This is a genomic window from Neisseria subflava, assembly GCF_003044645.1.
In the GTDB taxonomy this organism is placed as follows: Bacteria; Pseudomonadota; Gammaproteobacteria; order Burkholderiales; family Neisseriaceae; genus Neisseria; species Neisseria subflava_B.
Genome location: NZ_POXL01000007.1, coordinates 1 through 17,992 on the forward strand (window position 1 = coordinate 1; position 17,992 = coordinate 17,992).

General features: G+C 50.0%; 15 protein-coding genes and 1 tRNA gene. 9 read left to right on the forward strand and 7 right to left on the reverse strand.

From position 1 onward, the window contains the following. Window positions 1-25: 25 nt before the first annotated feature. Window positions 26-1,399: an FAD-binding oxidoreductase gene (locus DBY97_RS08355; protein WP_107858136.1), complete on the forward strand. Its 1,374-nt coding sequence runs from the start codon at window positions 26-28 to the stop codon at window positions 1,397-1,399. 55 nt (window positions 1,400-1,454) lie between these two features. Here DBY97_RS08355 and DBY97_RS08360 read toward each other — a convergent pair whose 3' ends face one another. Together DBY97_RS08360 and DBY97_RS08365 are read right to left on the reverse strand one after the other, a co-directional pair. Continuing rightward, the gene (locus tag DBY97_RS08360; RefSeq protein ID WP_107858057.1) at window positions 1,455-2,285 is read right to left on the reverse strand and encodes a symmetrical bis(5'-nucleosyl)-tetraphosphatase; all 831 of its coding nucleotides are present in this window, start codon (window positions 2,283-2,285) and stop codon (window positions 1,455-1,457) included. A 70-nt stretch (window positions 2,286-2,355) separates the two neighbouring features. After that, window positions 2,356-2,745: a RidA family protein gene (locus DBY97_RS08365; RefSeq protein ID WP_003746001.1), complete on the reverse strand. Its 390-nt coding sequence runs from the start codon at window positions 2,743-2,745 to the stop codon at window positions 2,356-2,358. 170 nt (window positions 2,746-2,915) lie between these two features. Between DBY97_RS08365 and yaaA the strand changes: the two genes are divergently transcribed. Then, window positions 2,916-3,695, forward strand: a complete 780-nt coding sequence (gene yaaA / locus DBY97_RS08370) for a peroxide stress protein YaaA (RefSeq protein ID WP_107858137.1) — start codon at window positions 2,916-2,918, stop codon at window positions 3,693-3,695. 79 nt (window positions 3,696-3,774) lie between these two features. Then, window positions 3,775-3,865: transfer RNA gene (locus tag DBY97_RS08375), tRNA-Ser, on the forward strand. Between the two features lie 131 nt (window positions 3,866-3,996). Here DBY97_RS08375 and DBY97_RS08380 read toward each other — a convergent pair. The 5 genes from DBY97_RS08380 to DBY97_RS08400 form a co-directional block, all read right to left on the reverse strand. Further along, the gene (locus DBY97_RS08380; protein WP_107858058.1) at window positions 3,997-5,601 is read right to left on the reverse strand and encodes an ABC transporter ATP-binding protein; all 1,605 of its coding nucleotides are present in this window, start codon (window positions 5,599-5,601) and stop codon (window positions 3,997-3,999) included. A 24-nt stretch (window positions 5,602-5,625) separates the two neighbouring features. Beyond that, entirely contained in the window at window positions 5,626-6,534 is a 909-nt protein-coding gene (gene oppC / locus DBY97_RS08385) for an oligopeptide ABC transporter permease OppC (RefSeq protein WP_003683112.1), read from the reverse strand. A 72-nt stretch (window positions 6,535-6,606) separates the two neighbouring features. Then, on the reverse strand, window positions 6,607-7,527 hold the full coding sequence (oppB, locus tag DBY97_RS08390) for an oligopeptide ABC transporter permease OppB (RefSeq protein WP_036490316.1): 921 nt from the start codon (window positions 7,525-7,527) through the stop codon (window positions 6,607-6,609). Between the two features lie 232 nt (window positions 7,528-7,759). After that, entirely contained in the window at window positions 7,760-9,556 is a 1,797-nt protein-coding gene (locus DBY97_RS08395; protein WP_107858059.1) for an aminopeptidase P family protein, read from the reverse strand. A gap of 75 nt (window positions 9,557-9,631) precedes the next feature. Then, complete coding sequence (locus DBY97_RS08400; RefSeq protein ID WP_107858060.1) at window positions 9,632-11,251, reverse strand: ABC transporter substrate-binding protein; 1,620 nt, start codon at window positions 11,249-11,251, stop codon at window positions 9,632-9,634. 326 nt (window positions 11,252-11,577) lie between these two features. Between DBY97_RS08400 and DBY97_RS08405 the strand changes: the two genes are divergently transcribed. The 6 genes from DBY97_RS08405 (at window position 11,578) to DBY97_RS08430 (ending at window position 17,986) form a co-directional block, all read left to right on the forward strand. Further along, window positions 11,578-12,648 carry a porin gene (locus DBY97_RS08405; RefSeq protein ID WP_107858061.1) on the forward strand — a complete coding sequence of 357 codons (1,071 nt, stop codon included), beginning with the start codon at window positions 11,578-11,580 and terminating at the stop codon, window positions 12,646-12,648. A 124-nt stretch (window positions 12,649-12,772) separates the two neighbouring features. After that, window positions 12,773-14,290, forward strand: a complete 1,518-nt coding sequence (locus DBY97_RS08410) for a polyamine aminopropyltransferase (RefSeq protein WP_314458415.1) — start codon at window positions 12,773-12,775, stop codon at window positions 14,288-14,290. 167 nt (window positions 14,291-14,457) lie between these two features. Beyond that, window positions 14,458-14,925 carry an FxsA family protein gene (locus DBY97_RS08415; RefSeq protein WP_199900760.1) on the forward strand — a complete coding sequence of 156 codons (468 nt, stop codon included), beginning with the start codon at window positions 14,458-14,460 and terminating at the stop codon, window positions 14,923-14,925. A 178-nt stretch (window positions 14,926-15,103) separates the two neighbouring features. Continuing rightward, window positions 15,104-16,951, forward strand: coding sequence for a lytic transglycosylase domain-containing protein (locus DBY97_RS08420; RefSeq protein ID WP_107858064.1), 1,848 nt, complete (start codon window positions 15,104-15,106; stop codon window positions 16,949-16,951). Between the two features lie 277 nt (window positions 16,952-17,228). Next, window positions 17,229-17,441: a 30S ribosomal protein S21 gene (rpsU, locus tag DBY97_RS08425; protein WP_003680926.1), complete on the forward strand. Its 213-nt coding sequence runs from the start codon at window positions 17,229-17,231 to the stop codon at window positions 17,439-17,441. Window positions 17,442-17,539: 98 nt separating this feature from the next. Beyond that, a complete protein-coding gene (locus tag DBY97_RS08430) occupies window positions 17,540-17,986 on the forward strand; it encodes a GatB/YqeY domain-containing protein (RefSeq protein WP_107723506.1) in 447 nt (148 codons plus the stop codon). Window positions 17,987-17,992 lie beyond the last annotated feature (6 nt).

Genomic DNA, 17,992 nt, shown 5'->3' on the forward strand with positions numbered 1-17,992 from the left:
TTCCCGACTTTTCCGCCTGACTGCCATGCACCTTCACGACCGTTTTGCTGAGTTTCTTTCCGCCTCTGAAATCATCGAAGCCACTCCGGCCTTGTTAAACGACCAACGCCGCCGTTTTGTTTCTTCTCCAGATATTGTCTTACAGCCGAACTCTGTCGAAAGCGTGCAGAAAATCATGCGTTTCTGCTTTGAGAACCGCATCCGGGTAACCCCGCAAGGCGGCAATACCGGATTATGCGGCGCAACGGTAACCACCGAGGGCGTACTGCTCAACCTCTCCAAGCTAAACCGTATCCGTGATATCAACCTTGCCGACAACAGCATGACGGTTGAAGCTGGCGTGATTTTGCAAAATGCTCAAAAGGCGGCAGCCGAAGCCGGACGACTGTTTCCGCTCAGCCTTGCCAGCGAAGGCTCTTGCCAAATCGGCGGCAATATCGCCTGTAATGCCGGCGGTTTGAATGTCTTGCGTTACGGCAGCATGCGTGATTTGGTATTGGGTTTGGAAGTCGTTTTACCAAACGGCGAACTGGTTTCTCACCTTCAGCCCCTGCACAAAAACACGACCGGCTACGATTTGCGCCATCTTTTTATCGGTAGCGAAGGAACATTGGGCATCATTACCGCCGCCACACTCAAACTCTTTGCCCAGCCCAAAACCAAAACGACCGCATGGGTAGGTTTAGACGATATTGAATCCGCCGTCTCGCTTTTAACTGCGGTGCAAGGTCATTTTGCCGAACGCTTGACCAGCTTCGAGCTGATCAGCCGCTTTGCCCTCGATTTATCCTCGGAATTCAGCCAACTCAAAAAGCCTGCCGACGCGGAATGGCATATTTTGATTGAACTTGCAGATTCCGTTCCCGATGCCGGGCTGGATGAAAAGCTTGCCGAATTTCTCTATCAAAACGGGTGGGAAAACAGTATCTTGGCGCAATCCGAGCAAGAGCGTTCCGACTTATGGACCTTACGTGAAAATATTTCCGCTTCCCAACGCAAACTCGGCACCAGCATCAAACACGACATCGCCGTTCCTATCGCCCAAGTGGCCGCCTTTATCCGCCAATGCGCCCCTGACCTGGAAACCCGTTTTCCCGGCATACAAATTGTCTGCTTCGGACATTTAGGCGACGGCAGCCTGCATTACAATACATTCCTGCCCAACGTATTGAGCAACGAAGCCTACCAATACGAAGACGCCGTCAATACCATCGTTTATGAAAACATCCTTGCCTGCCACGGTACGATTGCCGCCGAACACGGCGTAGGCATCATCAAAAAACATTGGCTGCCCCGTGTACGTACGCAGGCCGAACTCGTTCTGATGCATGCCATCAAAAATCAGCTTGACCCTTATAGCATTATGAATCCGGACAAACTCCTGCCTTCTTTGGATTAACCAATACAAAAAGGCCGTCTGAAACATTTCAGACGGCCTTTTTATTTTATCCAAACTATTTCAATGCCGTTTTCCAATCCAATCCGCCCAACGACGGTACCTGTATCACTTCGTTGGTATCCAAATTGACCGCTGTCAGCTCTCCGCCCCACAACGCGCCGGTATCCAAAGCAATAACCTGATCGGTATTAACGTAACCCAATGACGACCAATGTCCGAACACAGTAATATAATCCAAATTCTGCCTATCAGGCGCTTTAAACCAAGGGCGCAGGTAAAGCGGCATTTTTTTCAAAGTGGATTTATATTCGTAATCCAATTCGCCTTTGTACGTCAGCGCACGCATACGGGTAAAGACGTTGATAATCATGCGTAAACGCTCATAGCCTGTCAAATCGTCTGTCCACTCGGTCGGCTTGTTGCCGTACATTTTGCCAAAAAATTTCCTGTACTTTTTACCTTGCAATTCATCCTCAGCTTCACGGGCAAGGATTTCGGCTTTATCAACCGACCATTGCGGCAAAATACCGGCATGCACCATCACATGTCTGTCGCCGCGTACCAAAAGCGGTTGATGACGCAGCCAATCAAGCATGGCATGACTATCGGGATGGGTCAAAATCGGCTCAACCGTATCACTGCGCTTGAGCGTTCCTTCACCGCAACCGACTGCCAAAAGATGTAAATCATGATTGCCCAAAACCATTTGCACGCTGCTGTCATGCTCTTTGGCAAATCTCAGGGTTTCCAATGACTTCGGGCCGCGATTGACAATATCGCCGACCAGCCAAAGGGTATCCGTACCATGATTAAAGCCGATTTTGGCAAGCAACAAAGTCAGCTCGTCAAAACAGCCTTGAATGTCTCCGATTGCGTAATGTGCCATTATTATTGTTTTCCGTTGTTATTATTTTCAGACGACCTCAAGCCCAGCCCAGGCCGTCTGAAAACATCAATTATGCGTTTAAAACCAATACTGCCTCTGCTTCAACCTGAACGCCTTTAGGCAGGCTGGCCACGCCAACCGCCGCACGTGCAGGGAAAGGTTGTTCGATAAATTCAGCCATCACTTCATTGAACACGGCAAAGTTGGCCAAATCAGTCAAATAAGCATTGAGTTTGACGATATCGTTCAAAGAACCGCCGGCCGCTTCGGCTACGGCTTGCAGGTTTTTAAATACTTGCACTGCTTCGGCGCGGAAGTCGCCATTGCCGACCACAGTCATCGTAGCCGGATCCAAAGGAATCTGACCGCTCATATAAACCGTATCGCCTGCGCGGACTGCTTGGCTGTATGCGCCAATCGCGGCAGGGGCTTTGTCAGTATGGATAATGGTTTTAGACATGATATTCTCCTCAAATAGAAATGTCAGAATCAGGTGAAAGCTTCGAATTTTACTTTCAACAGAAATACGTTTCAATAAAAGCATTCAATTAATGCGTTTAGTCCGTCTTGTTCTTCCTCGATTTTAAACCTACAATCCCACACATTATTCATTTCAAAGCCGAAATTATTATGTTTTTTGTCTTATCCCCAGCCAAAAACCTCAACGAAAAAGACCCCTCCCCCGTCAGCAGCTTTACGCAGCCCGACCTTCTGCCCGAAGCAGAAATCCTGATGCAGGAGTTGCGTCAGCTTGCCCCCCAACAAATCGCCGAGCTGATGCATGTTTCCGACAAAATCGCCCTGCTCAACTCCGAACGCAATGTCGCATGGCACACGCCGTTTACGCCTGAAAACGCCAAACAAGCCGTATTTATGTTCAACGGCGACGTCTATGAAGGCATCGCCGCCGATACGCTCAAACCGGAACAAATCGACTACCTGCAACAACACGTCCGCCTGCTCTCCGGCTTATACGGCGTACTGCGCCCGCTCGACTTGATGCAGCCCTACCGCTTGGAAATGGGCACAGCCTTTGCCAACACGCGCGGCAAAAACCTCTACGAATTTTGGGGCGATAAAATTACCGACCTGCTCAACCAAACGCTGAAGCAGGCCGACAGCGACGTTTTAATCAACCTCGCCTCACAAGAATATTTCAAATCCGTCAACACCAAAAAACTCAACGCATGCCTGATTACGCCGATTTTTAAAGACGAGAAAAACGGCAAATACAAAATCATCAGCTTCTACGCCAAACGTGCGCGCGGTTTGATGGTGCGCTACGCGGCAGAACACAGCATTACCGAGCCTGAAATGCTCAAAAATTTCGACTACGAGGGCTATTCATTCAATGAGGCAGCTTCAAACGAAGCCGAATGGGTATTCATGCGTGAAGAACAATCTAAATAAAAACAGAATCCTAGATATTTTTTCTAAAATACCTCTTGGCAAAGGCCGTAAGTTCCATTAATATTACGGCTTCAAGAATGGAAGCGTGGCAGAGCGGTTTAATGCAACGGTCTTGAAAACCGTCGAGGGTTGATAGCCCTCCGTGAGTTCGAATCTCACCGCTTCCGCCATTCTTGATATTTTTTTTATCTAATGAAAATGAAATGCGAGACTTGATGATTCAAGTCTTTTTTTATTTTCAAATCCAAAGAATCCCGCAAAGGCCGTCTGAAAATCTCTTTTCAGACGGCCTTTTCCTTTTCTATAAATCAAACGCGGCGTTAATCAAACGTTTGGTGTAGTCGTTTTGCGGATGGTGGAAAATCTGATCCGCGCTGCCGTATTCAACCATTTCGCCCTGCTTCATCACAATCACGTTGTCGCTGACAGCGCGCACGACAGACAAATCATGACTGATAAACATATAAGTCAGACCGTATTTCTTCTGCAAATCGCGCAAAAGTTCGACCACTTTGGATTGTACGGAGCGGTCAAGTGCAGAGGTCGGCTCGTCCAAAAGGATGAATTTCGGGCGCAGGATAACGGCGCGTGCAATGGCGATACGCTGACGCTGGCCACCGGAGAATTCATGCGGATAACGGTTGAGCGCATCAAGCGGCAGGGACACTTCCTTCATAACTTCCAAAACACGTTGGATACGTTCTTTTTTGGTCATTTCAGGATGATGAACCGTCAAACCTTCGCCAATAATTTCGCCAACTGTCAGGCGCGGGGAAAGCGAACCGAACGGATCTTGGAACACAATTTGCCGTTGCGATTTCAGACGGCGTGTTTCTTCGGCGGTATAGTTTTTCAGGTCTTTGCCTTCAAAGGAGATATGCCCTGTATAAGGCAGCATCTGCATGACGGCTTTGCCCAGCGTGGATTTGCCGGAACCGGACTCGCCGACGACGCCCAACGTTTCGCCTTCTTTAATTTTGAGGCTGATGCCTTTGACAGCGTCAAAAGTTTTGAGTGGCTTGCCGAAAAAGTTTTGCTTCAATACGAAAGAAACATGGACATTATCAGCATCGATTAACACACCGGCGTTGTTTTCTTCCGGCTCTTTCATGCCTTTGGGAATGGCATTGATGAGTTCGGCGGTATATTCGTGTTTCGGATGGGCAAATACTTCTTTGATTTTTCCGCGCTCGACAATTTCGCCGTTACGCATGACGCAGACGGTTTTGGAATAGTGTTCCGCCAAACCCAAATCGTGGGTAATGAAGATAATCGCCATACCCATTTGCTGTTGCAAATCGTGGAGCAAATCGAGAATCTCGGCTTGAATAGTCACATCCAAAGCAGTGGTCGGCTCATCTGCAATCAGCAGGTCAGGTTCATTAATGAGCGCCATGGCAATCATTATGCGTTGCAGCTGACCGCCGGAAAACTCGTGCGGATACTGCTTCATACGGCGTTCGGCTTCTTTGATACCCACACGCTCCAGCAATGCCAATGCCTTCTGTCCTGCTTCTTTTTTGCCGAGCTTTTTATTGTGCACACGCGCCGCTTCAATCAACTGCGTACCGATACGCATAAACGGATTGAGCGAGGTCATCGGCTCTTGGAAAATCACGCTGATGCGGTTGCCGCGCAAATCACGCAAGGTTTTCTCATCGGCATCCAAAATGGAAATACCGTCAAAAGTAATGCGCGAATCTTTGCTGTATCGGGCAAATTTCTCAGGCAGCAGGCGCATAACGGACATGGAGGTTACAGACTTGCCCGAGCCGGATTCGCCGACCAAAGCCAATGTTTCGCCCTCCGCCACTTTAAAGCTGACATTACGCACGGCATGCACGTTTTTTTCATGCAATTCGAAATTGATGTCCAGATTTTCTACAACCAGTAACTGTTTTGTCATTTTGATTATCCTTTTGGTTGTGGTTTAGCGGTCTTTCGGGTCGAGCGCATCGCGTAGACCGTCGCCGATAAAGTTGAAACAGAACAAAGTGGTTACCAAGAAGAAACTCGGCACGAGCAGCTGCCATGGTGCGGCTTCCATCGAAATCGCGCCTTCTTGCAGCATCGAACCCCAACTGGTCATCGGCTCTTGCACGCCCAAGCCCAAGAAGCTCAAGAAGGATTCAAACATAATCATGCCCGGCACCAGTAAAGAGGCATACACCATCACCACGCCCAAAACATTCGGAATAATGTGGCGCGTCACGATTTTACGTTTCGCCACGCCGCTCACACGCGCCGCTTCGACAAACTCTTTATGCTTCAAGCTCAAGGTTTGACCGCGCACGATACGCGCCACGTCCAGCCAAGACACCAAACCCACGGCGGCAAAAATCAAAAGCAAGTTGCGGCCGAAGAACGTAGTCAGCAGAATAACGAAAAACATAAATGGAAACGCGTTCAAAATTTCCAAAAAGCGCATCATCAGCGAATCGAGCTTACCGCCGATAAAACCGGCAATCGCGCCGTAAAGTGTACCGATGACAACGGCCACCAATGCGCCGGCCACACCGACCAGCAAGGAAATACGTCCGCCGGTTGCCGCGCGCGACAGCAAATCGCGGCCGAGTAAATCCGTACCCAGATAGTGATGGGTAGAAAAGGACGGCGGAATCTGCATATTGTCCCAGTCGGTAAAGTCGTAGGTGTAGCGGACAATCCATGGCGCCACAATCACAAAAATGCTGATCAGCAACAGGATGATAATGCTGTACACCGCCGCTTTGTTCTGTTTAAAACGCCGCCATGCGTCGCTCCACAGGCTTTTGCCGTGTACTTGGGCGTATTCTGCTGCCTCTGCAAGGGCCTGAGTCTGCTTCTTTTTGAATAACATAATATTCTCTCTCGCTTTTTATTCTTTCTTCAGGCCGTCTGAACGTTTCAGACGGCCTTTGCGCAAATGGGATTAATAACGGATTTTCGGGTCAATAATGGCATACAGAATATCGAGGATGGCGTTGAACAAAATGGTCATGATGCCGACCAAAATCGTCAAACCCAAAATCATGCCGTAGTCGCGGTTGAGCGCGCCGTTGACAAACAATTGTCCGACGCCGGGAATACCGAACACGTTTTCAATCACAATGGAGCCGGTGATGATGCCGACGAATGCCGGGCCTAAGAAAGAAACAATCGGCAGCATGGCGGGACGCAGCGCATGGCGCAGGATGATGCGGCTCATGGGCAGGCCTTTGGCGCGTGCCGTGCGGATAAAGGGGCTGTTCAATACTTCAATCATCGCGCCGCGCGTAATCCGCGCGATACTGGATACATAACCGATGGACAAAGTAACGACGGGCAAAATCAGGTTCATCAGTGCGCCATCGTTCCAGCCGCCTGCAGGCAGCCATTGCAGTCTGACGGCAAACACCAGCACCAATACCGGCGCCATTACAAAACTGGGGACAACGATACCGGTCATCGCGCCGCTCATCAGCGCATAATCCAGCCAGCTGTTTTGTTTTAAGGCGGCGATAATGCCGATAAACATGCCGAAGATAGCGGCAATCAAAAAGGCGTAGAAGCCGAGTTCTGCCGATACCGGCAGGGATTGGGCAAGCAACTCATTAACGCTGAAATCTTTATATTTGAACGACGGTCCCAAATCCCCCTGCGCCAACTGCTTGAGGTAGTGGAAATATTGGAGGTACATCGGATCATTGAGGTGGTATTTGGCTTCAATGTTGGCCATGACCGCAGGCGGCAGATTGCGTTCGCCTGTGAACGGGCTGCCTGGTGCGAGCCGCATCAGGAAAAACGATACGGTAATCAACACCAGCATGGTCGGGATGGAAGCACATATCCGTTTGATGATGAATTTCAACATAATCAGGCTGTCCTGTCTGAACATACCGGACTCGTGAAAACAAAGCTGACCTGAAGCGGAAATCGGATGAATGGCAGCAGGCGTCTGTAACGTCGCCGCGCCGGTTTCTCTCTCTATTCCGACCGGGTTATTGTTTTTATTCGGAGTCGGGTAAGGTTTTTTAGTTTTTAGATAATTATTGTTATAAGGCCGTCTGAAACTTTGTATCCGCCGTTTCAGACGGCCTTTCACGTTAACGCGCCAAAGGTTCGGTGCGTTCAATCAGCCATGCTTTGGCCGCGCCTTCTGTCAAAGGCTCAAGACGGCGGCGCACTTCGGCGTGATATTGGTTCAGCCATTCGATTTCGCTGCCGGTCATCAGTTTGGTATCAATCAGGCGCGTATCAATTGGGCAAAGGGTAACAGTTTCAAAATACAGGAATTTGCCGAACTCGGTTTCCTCTGGGTTTTCAACCGGACGGTTGATTACCAAACTTTCGATACGGATACCCCATTTGCCCGGACGGTAAAGACCCGGCTCGTTGGAAGTCAGCATGCCTGACTTCATCGCGTGATGCGGTTGCGGCACGGCGGCAACGGCAATGCTTTGCGGACCTTCATGCACATTGAGGAAATAGCCCACGCCATGACCTGTACCGTGACCGTAATCGCATTGCGCCTGCCAGAGCGATTTGCGGCAGATGGCATCAATCATCGGGCCTTTGATGTTTTCAGGGAAAATGGTTTCCGCCAGAGAAATATGCGCTTTCAACACCAAAGTGTAATCGCGCTTCATGGCCGCACTCGGATTGCCGACAGGCACCACGCGCGTGATGTCGGTCGTACCGCCCCAGTATTGGCCGCCGGAGTCAATCAGCAGCATACCGTCGCCTTTGATTTTGCTGTTGTTTTCCGGTGTCGCACTGTAATGAGGCAAGGCGGCATTGGCATTGTAGCCGGCGATGGTGTCGAAACTTGGCGAAATAAAGCCGGGACGTTGGCTGCGGTGTTTGTAGAGCATACCGTCGATATCCAGCTCGCTCAATTCGCCACCGTCTGCCAAGATTTGTTCAAACTCGGCAAAGAAACCGCACAATGCCGCGCCGTCTTCCGCCATGGTATTGCGGATATGGGCGATGTCGGCATCGGATTTAACCGATTTGAAGAATGTGCTTGGGTGGATGGCTTCAATCAAACGGACGTCTTCAGACAGGCGGCGCAAAGTGCCGACAGCAGTTTTGTTCGGATCAATCAGCAATGCGCCCTTAACGCCTGCCAAGTAGTCCGCCGCTTGCGCATAAGGCAATACTTCAAAGCCTGCCGCTTTCAAGGCTTCGGCAGATTCGGCTTTCAGACGGCCTGCATCGGTAAACAATACGGCTTTGTCTTGGCTGATAAACAAATGGGACAAGAACACGGGGTTGAACGGTACATCATCGCCGCGCAGATTGGTAATCCAAGCGATGTCGTCCAAAGAAGAAACCAAATGCGCATCTGCGCCCTGCTCCTTCATGGCCGCACGGATACGGGCCAGTTTTTCGGCCGCCGTTTCGGAAACATAGTCGGGATGGTGAACGTAGATTTCCGGAGTCGGCAATGCAGGACGGTCGTCCCACACTTCGTCCAACAAAGTTTCAGGATATTCAAGGCGGATGTTTTTAGCGGCAAGTGCCTGTTTCAAACCGCGCTCGCCGCTGAGTGCGAACATATCGGCAGGCGAGCCGACGACTGCGCCCTCGGGCAGATTTTGTGCCAACCACTCGGTATAAGGCGCATCAACGCCCATTTTTTGCAGCTCGATGCCGTTTGGCGCAAGCTGTTGGCCTGCCTGTTCCCAATAGCGGCTGTCCGTCCACACGCCTGCTTTATCGGCGGTCACCACCAAAGTGCCGGCCGAACCGGTAAAGCCGGAAAAATCGCGACGTGCCTGCCAATGCTCGGGCAGATATTCGGAAAGGTGCGGATCGGCGGAAGGAATGACAAACGCGTCCACACCATGTTTTTTCATGGCTTCGCGTAAAGCGGACAAACGTTGTTGTACAGATTTCATGTGTTATGTCTCCTGTTGTTTCAGACGGCCTCTGTCATCAAGGCCGTCTGAAAACTTGTGCTGTCTATAATCAATCTATTTTTTCGGTGCGAACGACCAGCTCTTGACCGTGTAGTTCCGCAAAGGGTCTTTGTCGGAATAGCCGATAATATCGGGTTTGACCATACGCACTTCAACCTGATGATACAGCGGAATCAGTGCAGCGTCTTCTTGAAGCTGCTTCTCTGCATCGGCATAAAGCTGGCTGCGCGCTTCCTTGCTGACACCATCTTTCAGCGTATTGTTCATAAATGTGTCAAACGCCGCGCTTTTGTAGCGGAATGCATTGTTTGAGTTATTGGATTTCAAGATATTGAGCATGCCCGCCGGATCGTTAAAATCAGAACACCAGCCGCTGAACGAAACCTTGAAATTGCCTTGCGCGCGCGTATCCAAATAAGTTTTCCATTCCTCGTTGGACAAAGTCGGACGGATAAACGGAATGGCGGCTTTCCACACCGACTGCACGGCAGTAATTTGTTTTTTGGACGCTTCGCTGGTGCTGTACAAGATATCGAACTCAAGCGGATGGTCATCGTTGTAGCCTGCTTCGTTCAACAGTTTGCGCGCGGTTTCGATGCGTTTTTCAGGCGTCCACTCTTTCCACTCCGGATAAACAGGAATCACGCCCTGCATTTGCGGCGGCGTCAATTGGAAAGCAGGCGTATCGCCACGGCCGCCCACTTTGACGACGATGTCGCGGCGCGTCAGCATATTGAGCGCCTTGCGGACGCGCGGATCGTTAAATGGCGCCGCTTCGTGGTTCGGCTCCAAATACCAGCTGCACAAAGAAGTCGTGCGTCTTACTTGTCCCGGAAACTCAATATCCGCTACTTTGACCTGATCGCTGGGAATGCCGTAAGTCACATCAATTTCATTGGCGCGATAACGGTTGTACTCGCCGCTGCCTGACAAGAAAACCGCCTTTGGAATGGCCACTTTGTCTTTATCGTAATAATTGGGATTGCGTTCCATATTGATGTGGCTGTTGACTTTCCAATCCGTTAACAGATAAGCGCCACTGGAAACATAATGACCGGGCTGCGTCCACTTATTGCCGTATTTTTCAACAGTGGCGCGGTGAACCGGAAACGTGAATTGCTGAATCAGCATATCGGGAAAATAAGGTACGGGCGCAATCAGCGTAAATTGCAGGGTCTTCGCGTCCAACGCCTTGACGCCCAATGTCTCAGGCTTGGCTTTGCCGTTTAATATATCTTCCGCATTTTCCACTTGGGCATCGACCAAATAGCTGCCAAAAGGTGCGCCGGTGGCCGGATCGGCAAGACGGCGGAAGCTGTATACAAAATCTTCGGCAGTAATCGGATCGCCATTACTCCATTTGGCATCACGCAGATGGAAGGTCCAAACACGCTCGCCCTCGCTCTCCCATTTTTCCGCCAAAGCAGGAATGGTTTTGCCTTCGGCATCCGTACCGACCAAACCATCCATCAACTGACGGATAATCGCACCGGCCGCCATATCGCCACTCATTTGAGGATCCAGCGTACCCGGCTCGACGCCGTTGCTGACTACCACGCGCTCATAATCGGTACGCTTAAACTCAGGAGCAGGCTTGACATCGCGGCTGCACGCTGACAATGCGAATACGGCAGCCAATGATGCAGCCAACAGCGGATAGGTTTTTCCGGCCATATTTCATTCCTTCTTTTGGGTATTCTTCTTTTTCAGACGGCCTGATTATTCAAACTACACTTAACTACAAATATTTGAGGTTTTTAAACCCAGTTAAATCCTCTATTTTTTAGATATAAAAATAGTGTTTAAAACTACCTATACCATCAAAATAAAAGCAGCCGTCTAAGATTGTTGGCAAATTAACACAAAAATACGTAACTGAAAACTATTTTTCAATTTATCCTACGATAAGTTACAAATGTATTGATTTTTTATAATTTGTCAAATAAGATTATCCGAATTTCCCGTCCCCAATTAAGAAAAAGACATAAAAGGAGAACAAAATGAACAAGTTATCTTGTTTTATTGCCACTGCCCTCATAGGCTCTTCCATAAGCGCCGCCCACGCCGAACCTAAAATGAGCGGCACCATCTACATCATGACCGAGGTCGAACACAACAATAAAACCGGCGTAACCAATACAACCATTTCCGATAAAAGTTCCAGTCTTTATCTCTCCGATGAAGTACGACTCAACAACGACTTATGGCTAAAATGGCAACTTGGCTCCTTTATTTACTTCGATTCCGACCGCTGGGGCGGCTGGGGTACTGCCGACTCATACGTCGCGCTCAACAGCTACAAAAACCTTGGCACCGTCAAAATGGGTTACATCAGTACCCCTATGAACAGCATTTATCTGAACCCGTTCGACACCAACAGCCCGATTTTGGAGTTCGGCAAAATTTCTCGCTTCGGCCAACGCCGTGTTTCCATGGCTTATGAGTCGCCTTGGAAAAACGGTTTCCAATTCAAATTCAACGTTTCCCCCGGTTCCAATGCCGCGCGCAACAACAATGACTGGAATCCGGACAAAAAACGTGACGGCGACTGGGTCTTCGGCTGGGGGATGGACTACTACCACCCAAACAATGGCTTTAACGCGCACTACGCTGCCGAATACGCACCCAATGACTCCCCAACCGAAACCAAAGACTTCCAAGCCCACGCATTCATGGCTGGATACAGCAAAGACAAAATCTCCGTCGATGCTGCGTTCCAATACGCCAAAAACACTTGCGACGGCTTCAGCTGCTGGGGCGTATGGAAAGATGCGGCAGGCAACGTAGCCGGTTCTTACGACAAAGAAATCAACAACACCAAAGAATTTATGGTGTCCGGCTCATACAAAGTGGGCAATTTCAAACCTCAAATCGGCTTTGCCTACGGTAAAAGCTCTGTCGGCGAAGACTACAAACACGTCGCCGTCAGCACCGATTACAGCTTCTCCAAACGGACAACCGCCACACTCGGCGCTGGCTGGTTGAAAGAAAACGTCAATCCGAAATACGACGAAGATTTGCCGAAAAAATCTTCTTACGCAGTGGGCATGGTATTCAAACACCGCTATTAATGCCTGACAGATTAAAGGCCGTCTGAAACAATTTGTTCAGACGGCCTTTTCTACATCCTATAATTAAACTTGCAGCCCACCCTAAAAATCATTACATTGCCCACACTCAAGCAACAAAAACGTCATCATGAACGCCCACCGCACCCTCATCATCTCCGTTTTTATCGTCGCCAGCTGTGGCCTCGCTTACGAGCTCATTATTGCTGCACTCGCAAGCTATCTTTTGGGCGACAGTATTTTACAGTTTTCCTCCGTCATCGGGCTTTATCTGTTTTCAATGGGTATCGGTGCCCACCTGACCCAATACATCAAAGATAAAGACGTGTTGCACCGCTTTATCGAAATTGAGCTTCTAGTCGGCATCATCGGCGGTATTTCCGCGCTGGCATTATTTGTAGCCTTCGGTTTATCCGCAGCCCCGTTCCGCACCCTGCTCTACGCTTTTGTACTGATTGTCGGCATGGTTGTTGGCATGGAAATTCCTTTGGTCATGCGCGTGTTAAACCAAAAAGGTGCGGAATTTAAAGAACTCGTTTCCAAAGTATTGACCTTCGACTACTTGGGCGCACTTGCCGTCTCGTTATTATTTCCGCTCCTGCTCGCCCCAAAACTCGGCATGGCGCGTTCCGCCTTGTTGTTTGGCATCTTCAACGCCGCCGTCGCCTATCTGACCGCCCGCGTGTTTAAAGCCGAACTGCCACGCTACCGCGCCATCCGCCTGCGTGCGCTGATTGTCTTGTCCATCCTCGCCATCACCTTCGCCTACGCCGACCGTATTTCCTTTAAAGCCGAACAAAGCTATTTCGGCGATCCCGTCGTCTATCAAAGCCATTCACCCTACCAACGGCTGGTCGTGACACGCTGGAAAGACGACACCCGCCTCTATATCAACGGCAACCTACAATTCTCCTCACGTGACGAAGCCCGTTACCACGAAGCACTCGTTCTGCCTGCCATGCAGATGGTGCCGAACGCCGAACGCGTCCTGATTCTCGGTGGTGGCGACGGATTGGCGGCACGCGAAGTCTTGAAATATCCGCAAGTCAAAAATGTTACTTTGGTCGATCTCGACCCCGATATGACCGCTACTTTTAGAACCTCCGCCACCTTAAGCGCCCTCAACCAAGGCTCGCTGTCCCATCACAAAATGCACGTCGTCAACGATGATGCCGCCAAATGGCTGGAAGGGTCGTCTGAAAAATTTGACGTTATCATCATCGACCTGCCCGACCCATCCAATTTCTCGCTGGGTAAACTTTACTCCGTCCCCATGTACCGCCTCGTTGCCCGTCATCTTGAGCAACATGGTAAAATTGTTGTGCAATCGACTTCGCCTTATTTCGCACCCAATGCCTACTGGTCGGTCGTTGCCACCCTCGAAGCGGCTAAGTTGAATACCGCGCCCTATCATGTCTACGTCCCCTCATTTGGCGAATGGGGATTTGTGTTGGCAGGGTTTGACCAAAACTTCCCCATTCCGCAAAAATTCGACGTACCCACCCGCTATCTCAATGCCCAGACCGTCGCTGAAATGTTCCGTTTTCCGCCCGATATGGCAAGGCGCAAGGTGGAAGCAAATTATTTGAACAACCAAATTCTCGTCAGTTATTTTGAAAGCGATTGGAACAATGTGATGCGATAGAATATCTAAAGGCCGTCTGAAACATCAGTCTTCTTTTTATCTCCGTTCAGACGGCCTCATTACCCGTTTACCCTTTTTCACACAGCATTTGCTTGAAAAAATAAGGTTTATCTTTATCTAGATAGAACACAATCGACACTATCCGTTGAATGAAGGAACAAACTCTTATGCAGTATTTTGGAATCGGTTTTTTGGTTTTAATCTTTTTGGAAATTATGTCCATCGTCTGGGTTGCCGACTGGATAGGTGGCGGCTGGACGCTGTTTGTGATGGCCGTCAGCTTTATCAGCGGTATCTTTATGCTGCGCCATACCGGCATTTCCGGCCTTTTGCTCGCAGGCGCAGCCGTCCGCAGCGGCCAAAACATTTCCCTCTATCAAATGCTGTGGCCGATTCGCTATACCGCCGCCGCGGTTTTCCTGCTCAGCCCAGGCTTTATTTCAACCGCCGTCGCCCTGCTCTTGCTGATTCCGTTTAAAGGCAACGCGACCGTTTCTTCTACGCAGTCTTTCCAAAGCCGTCAGACTTACAGCTCCGCCAAAGAGGATGAAGACATTATCGAAGGCGAATATACGGTTACGCGCACCAGCAAAGCCGACAAACCGCAAGACTATATCGAACACAAACCCGATTGACGACTTCCTTCATAAAAGGCCGTCTGAAATAAGAATACCTCAAAAGTGTTTCATATTTCAGACGGCCTTAGTCATCTCCAGGCTTTGAAAATGTAAATATCGGTTTGTAATTCGGTTATTCCGCATAAATCATTTAAAATAAGCAGTTATTTTGATTCTAAAAACGACACGGTACCCAATGAACGTTCAACGTCTTTTCCCTCTCTCCCTCAGCTTGATTACCGCCGCTGTTTTATCGGCGTGCGCCACCCAAAACACACCGACTGCTTCGAAAACCGAAACCGTCGTTCAGCCTAAATCTACTTCTATTCCTTCACGCCGCACCGACAGCGAGTCCAAAGTCCTGTCCGATTACAGCCAATACCAAAGCGCCATCGATGCCGCCAAACGCGGCGACGATGCTTGGGTACAACAATTTTTATCCCAAGCCAGCGACAGTGCAATGGCTGAAAACGTCCGCAACGAATGGCTGAAAACCTTGGGTGCACGCGGCCAATGGGATTTGTTCCGTCAAGAATTCAGCAAATTGAACGCCGCCGGCGTCGCACAAGAAGTGCAATGTTATGCCGATTTGAGCAGCAGCAATTACAGCAAAGCCGCCGAGCTGGTTCGCGTTACCGGCAAACTGCCTGCCGGGTGTACTCGCTTGGTTGAAAGCACGGCAGCTTCAGGCCGTCTGAACACCAACGATGCATGGCGTCGCGTGCGCGGCTTGTTGAGCAACAGCCAAACCACGGATGCACGCAACCTCGCCGCCGCATTGGGCAGCCCGTTTGAAGGTGGCGCGCAAGGTGCGACCGAATACAGCCTGTTGAGCGTAATCGGCAAAGATGCACGTAAATCCGCTTCTGCCGCCGCCACCCTGTCCGACATGGAATCCGGCCTCAGCCGCGAACAACGCAGCTTCGCATGGGGCGTATTGGGCCACTACCATGCTCAAAGCCAAAACATGCCGACTGCTTTGAGCTACTACGGCCGCGTTTCCGACCGCAAGCAACTGACCGACGAACAATTGGAATGGTACGCACGCGCCGCTTTGCGCCTGCAACGTTGGGACGAATTGGCAAGCGTGATTCAGCATATGCCTGAAAAACTGCAAAAAGACCCGACATGGCAATATTGGCTGGGCCGCAGCTTTGCCGCACAAGGCAAAAGCAGCCAAGCCAAAGAAATGTATGAAAAAGCCGCTGCTTCCGGCCGCAATTTCTACGCCGTAATGGCAGGTGAAGAACTGGGCCGCCGCATCAATACGCGCAACAATGTTTCTGATGCTGATGCCAGAGACGTCCGCCGCATGAGCGAAGACGGTGCCATCAAACGCGCATTAGTTCTGTTTAAAAACAGCCAAAGCAACGGCGACTCCAAAATGCGCCGTCAGGCACAGGCAGAATGGCGTTTTGCCACCCGCGACTTCAACGAAGACAACCTGCTGACTGCCGCACAAGTCGCTTTTGACAACCAGTTCTACGACATGGCGATCAACAGCGCCGACCGTACCGACCACAAACTCAACTACAAACTGCGCTATCTCTCTCCGTTTAAAGACCTGACCGTCCGCTATGCCGCACAGGCAGGCGTTGACCCTGCATGGGTTTACGGTTTGATTCGCCAAGAAAGCCGCTTTGTCATGGGTGCGCAATCCAGCGTCGGCGCACAAGGCCTGATGCAGGTCATGCCTGCGACCGCCCGCGAAATCGCCGGCAAAATCGGCATGAGCAGCAGTGAACTCTACACCATGGACGGCAACATCCGCATGGGTACTTGGTACATGGCAGATGCCAAACGCCGCCTGCAAAATAACGAAGTAATGGCCACCGCAGGCTACAATGCCGGCCCCGGCCGCGCCCGCAACTGGCAGGCTTCTTCGCCTTTAGAAGGCGCGATTTACGCCGAGACCATCCCATTCACCGAAACCCGCGACTACGTGAAAAAAGTTATGACCAACGCGACTTATTACGCGTCATTGTTCAACGAACCGCAAACTTCGTTGAAACAACGTATGGGTACGGTTCCCGGCCGTTATTAATACCCGATAGGCCGTCTGAAAAGTGAGACAGAATCAAACGTTCAGACGGCCTGCAACCTTGACAGACCATCGGGTTTATAAGATAATCGCCCGATTGTTTCTGACCGAAAAGGTCACTTGCACGGCAAAAGCCGACTTGTTAGGAGGTGATGTTTACATCACGGCGCGTATCCCGCCCTGCCCTCGGCAAACCAGCGATACAACAACTCCCCCATTATGACAAACCGTCCTCTATTTCTTAAAACGGTTTGATTGAACAAAATTTAAAGGAAATAAAATGCCTGCTATTCGTGTTAAAGAGAATGAACCATTTGAAGTTGCCATGCGTCGTTTCAAACGTGCCGTAGAAAAAACCGGTCTGTTGACCGAACTGCGCGCCCGTGAAGCGTACGAAAAACCAACTACCGAACGCAAACGCAAAAAAGCTGCTGCAGCCAAACGTCTGCAAAAACGTCTGCGCAGCCAACAACTGCCTCCTAAAATGTACTAATTACAGGCCTGCCCTGTGATAAACGACACACCGCAAGGGCAGCTTTGCGGTGTGTTTTGTTTTTCAGACGGCATCTTTTTATATAAAGTGAGAACATTATGAGCCTAAAAACACAATTAACCGAAGACATGAAAACCGCCATGCGTGCCAAAGACCAAGTATCTTTAAGCACCATCCGCCTGATTAATGCCGCCATCAAACAATTTGAAGTAGATGAGCGCACTGAAGCCGATGACGCAAAAGTCATCTCTATTCTGACCAAAATGGTGAAACAGCGCAAAGACAGCGCCAAAATCTACACCGAAGCCGGTCGTCAAGATTTGGCTGACAAAGAAAACGCGGAAATCGAAATCCTCAACCGCTACCTGCCGCAAATGATGTCTGCAGAAGAAATCAAGACTGTCGTTGAAGCAGCCATTACAGAAACCGGTGCATCAGGCATGGCCGATATGGGCAAAGTCATGGGTGTACTGAAAACCCGTCTGGCCGGCAAAGCCGACATGGGTGAAGTCAACAAGGTTTTGAAAGCCGCATTGACTGCTTAATCATCA

Bases quoted from the DNA above. Each gene is read 5' to 3' on its own strand.
- DBY97_RS08380 (WP_107858058.1), bottom strand. From the start codon at position 5,601: ATGACAAAACAGTTACTGGTTGTAGAAAATCTGGACATCAATTTCGAA.
- DBY97_RS08360 (WP_107858057.1), bottom strand. From the start codon at position 2,285: ATGGCACATTACGCAATCGGAGACATTCAAGGCTGTTTTGACGAGCTG.
- DBY97_RS08365 (WP_003746001.1), bottom strand. From the start codon at position 2,745: ATGTCTAAAACCATTATCCATACTGACAAAGCCCCTGCCGCGATTGGC.
- DBY97_RS08355 (WP_107858136.1), top strand. From the start codon at position 26: ATGCACCTTCACGACCGTTTTGCTGAGTTTCTTTCCGCCTCTGAAATC.
- DBY97_RS08395 (WP_107858059.1), bottom strand. From the start codon at position 9,556: ATGAAATCTGTACAACAACGTTTGTCCGCTTTACGCGAAGCCATGAAA.
- DBY97_RS08420 (WP_107858064.1), top strand. From the start codon at position 15,104: ATGAACGTTCAACGTCTTTTCCCTCTCTCCCTCAGCTTGATTACCGCC.
- DBY97_RS08415 (WP_199900760.1), top strand. From the start codon at position 14,458: ATGCAGTATTTTGGAATCGGTTTTTTGGTTTTAATCTTTTTGGAAATT.
- oppB (WP_036490316.1), bottom strand. From the start codon at position 7,527: ATGTTGAAATTCATCATCAAACGGATATGTGCTTCCATCCCGACCATG.
- DBY97_RS08430 (WP_107723506.1), top strand. From the start codon at position 17,540: ATGAGCCTAAAAACACAATTAACCGAAGACATGAAAACCGCCATGCGT.
- rpsU (WP_003680926.1), top strand. From the start codon at position 17,229: ATGCCTGCTATTCGTGTTAAAGAGAATGAACCATTTGAAGTTGCCATG.
- yaaA (WP_107858137.1), top strand. From the start codon at position 2,916: ATGTTTTTTGTCTTATCCCCAGCCAAAAACCTCAACGAAAAAGACCCC.
- DBY97_RS08400 (WP_107858060.1), bottom strand. From the start codon at position 11,251: ATGGCCGGAAAAACCTATCCGCTGTTGGCTGCATCATTGGCTGCCGTA.
- oppC (WP_003683112.1), bottom strand. From the start codon at position 6,534: ATGTTATTCAAAAAGAAGCAGACTCAGGCCCTTGCAGAGGCAGCAGAA.
- DBY97_RS08405 (WP_107858061.1), top strand. From the start codon at position 11,578: ATGAACAAGTTATCTTGTTTTATTGCCACTGCCCTCATAGGCTCTTCC.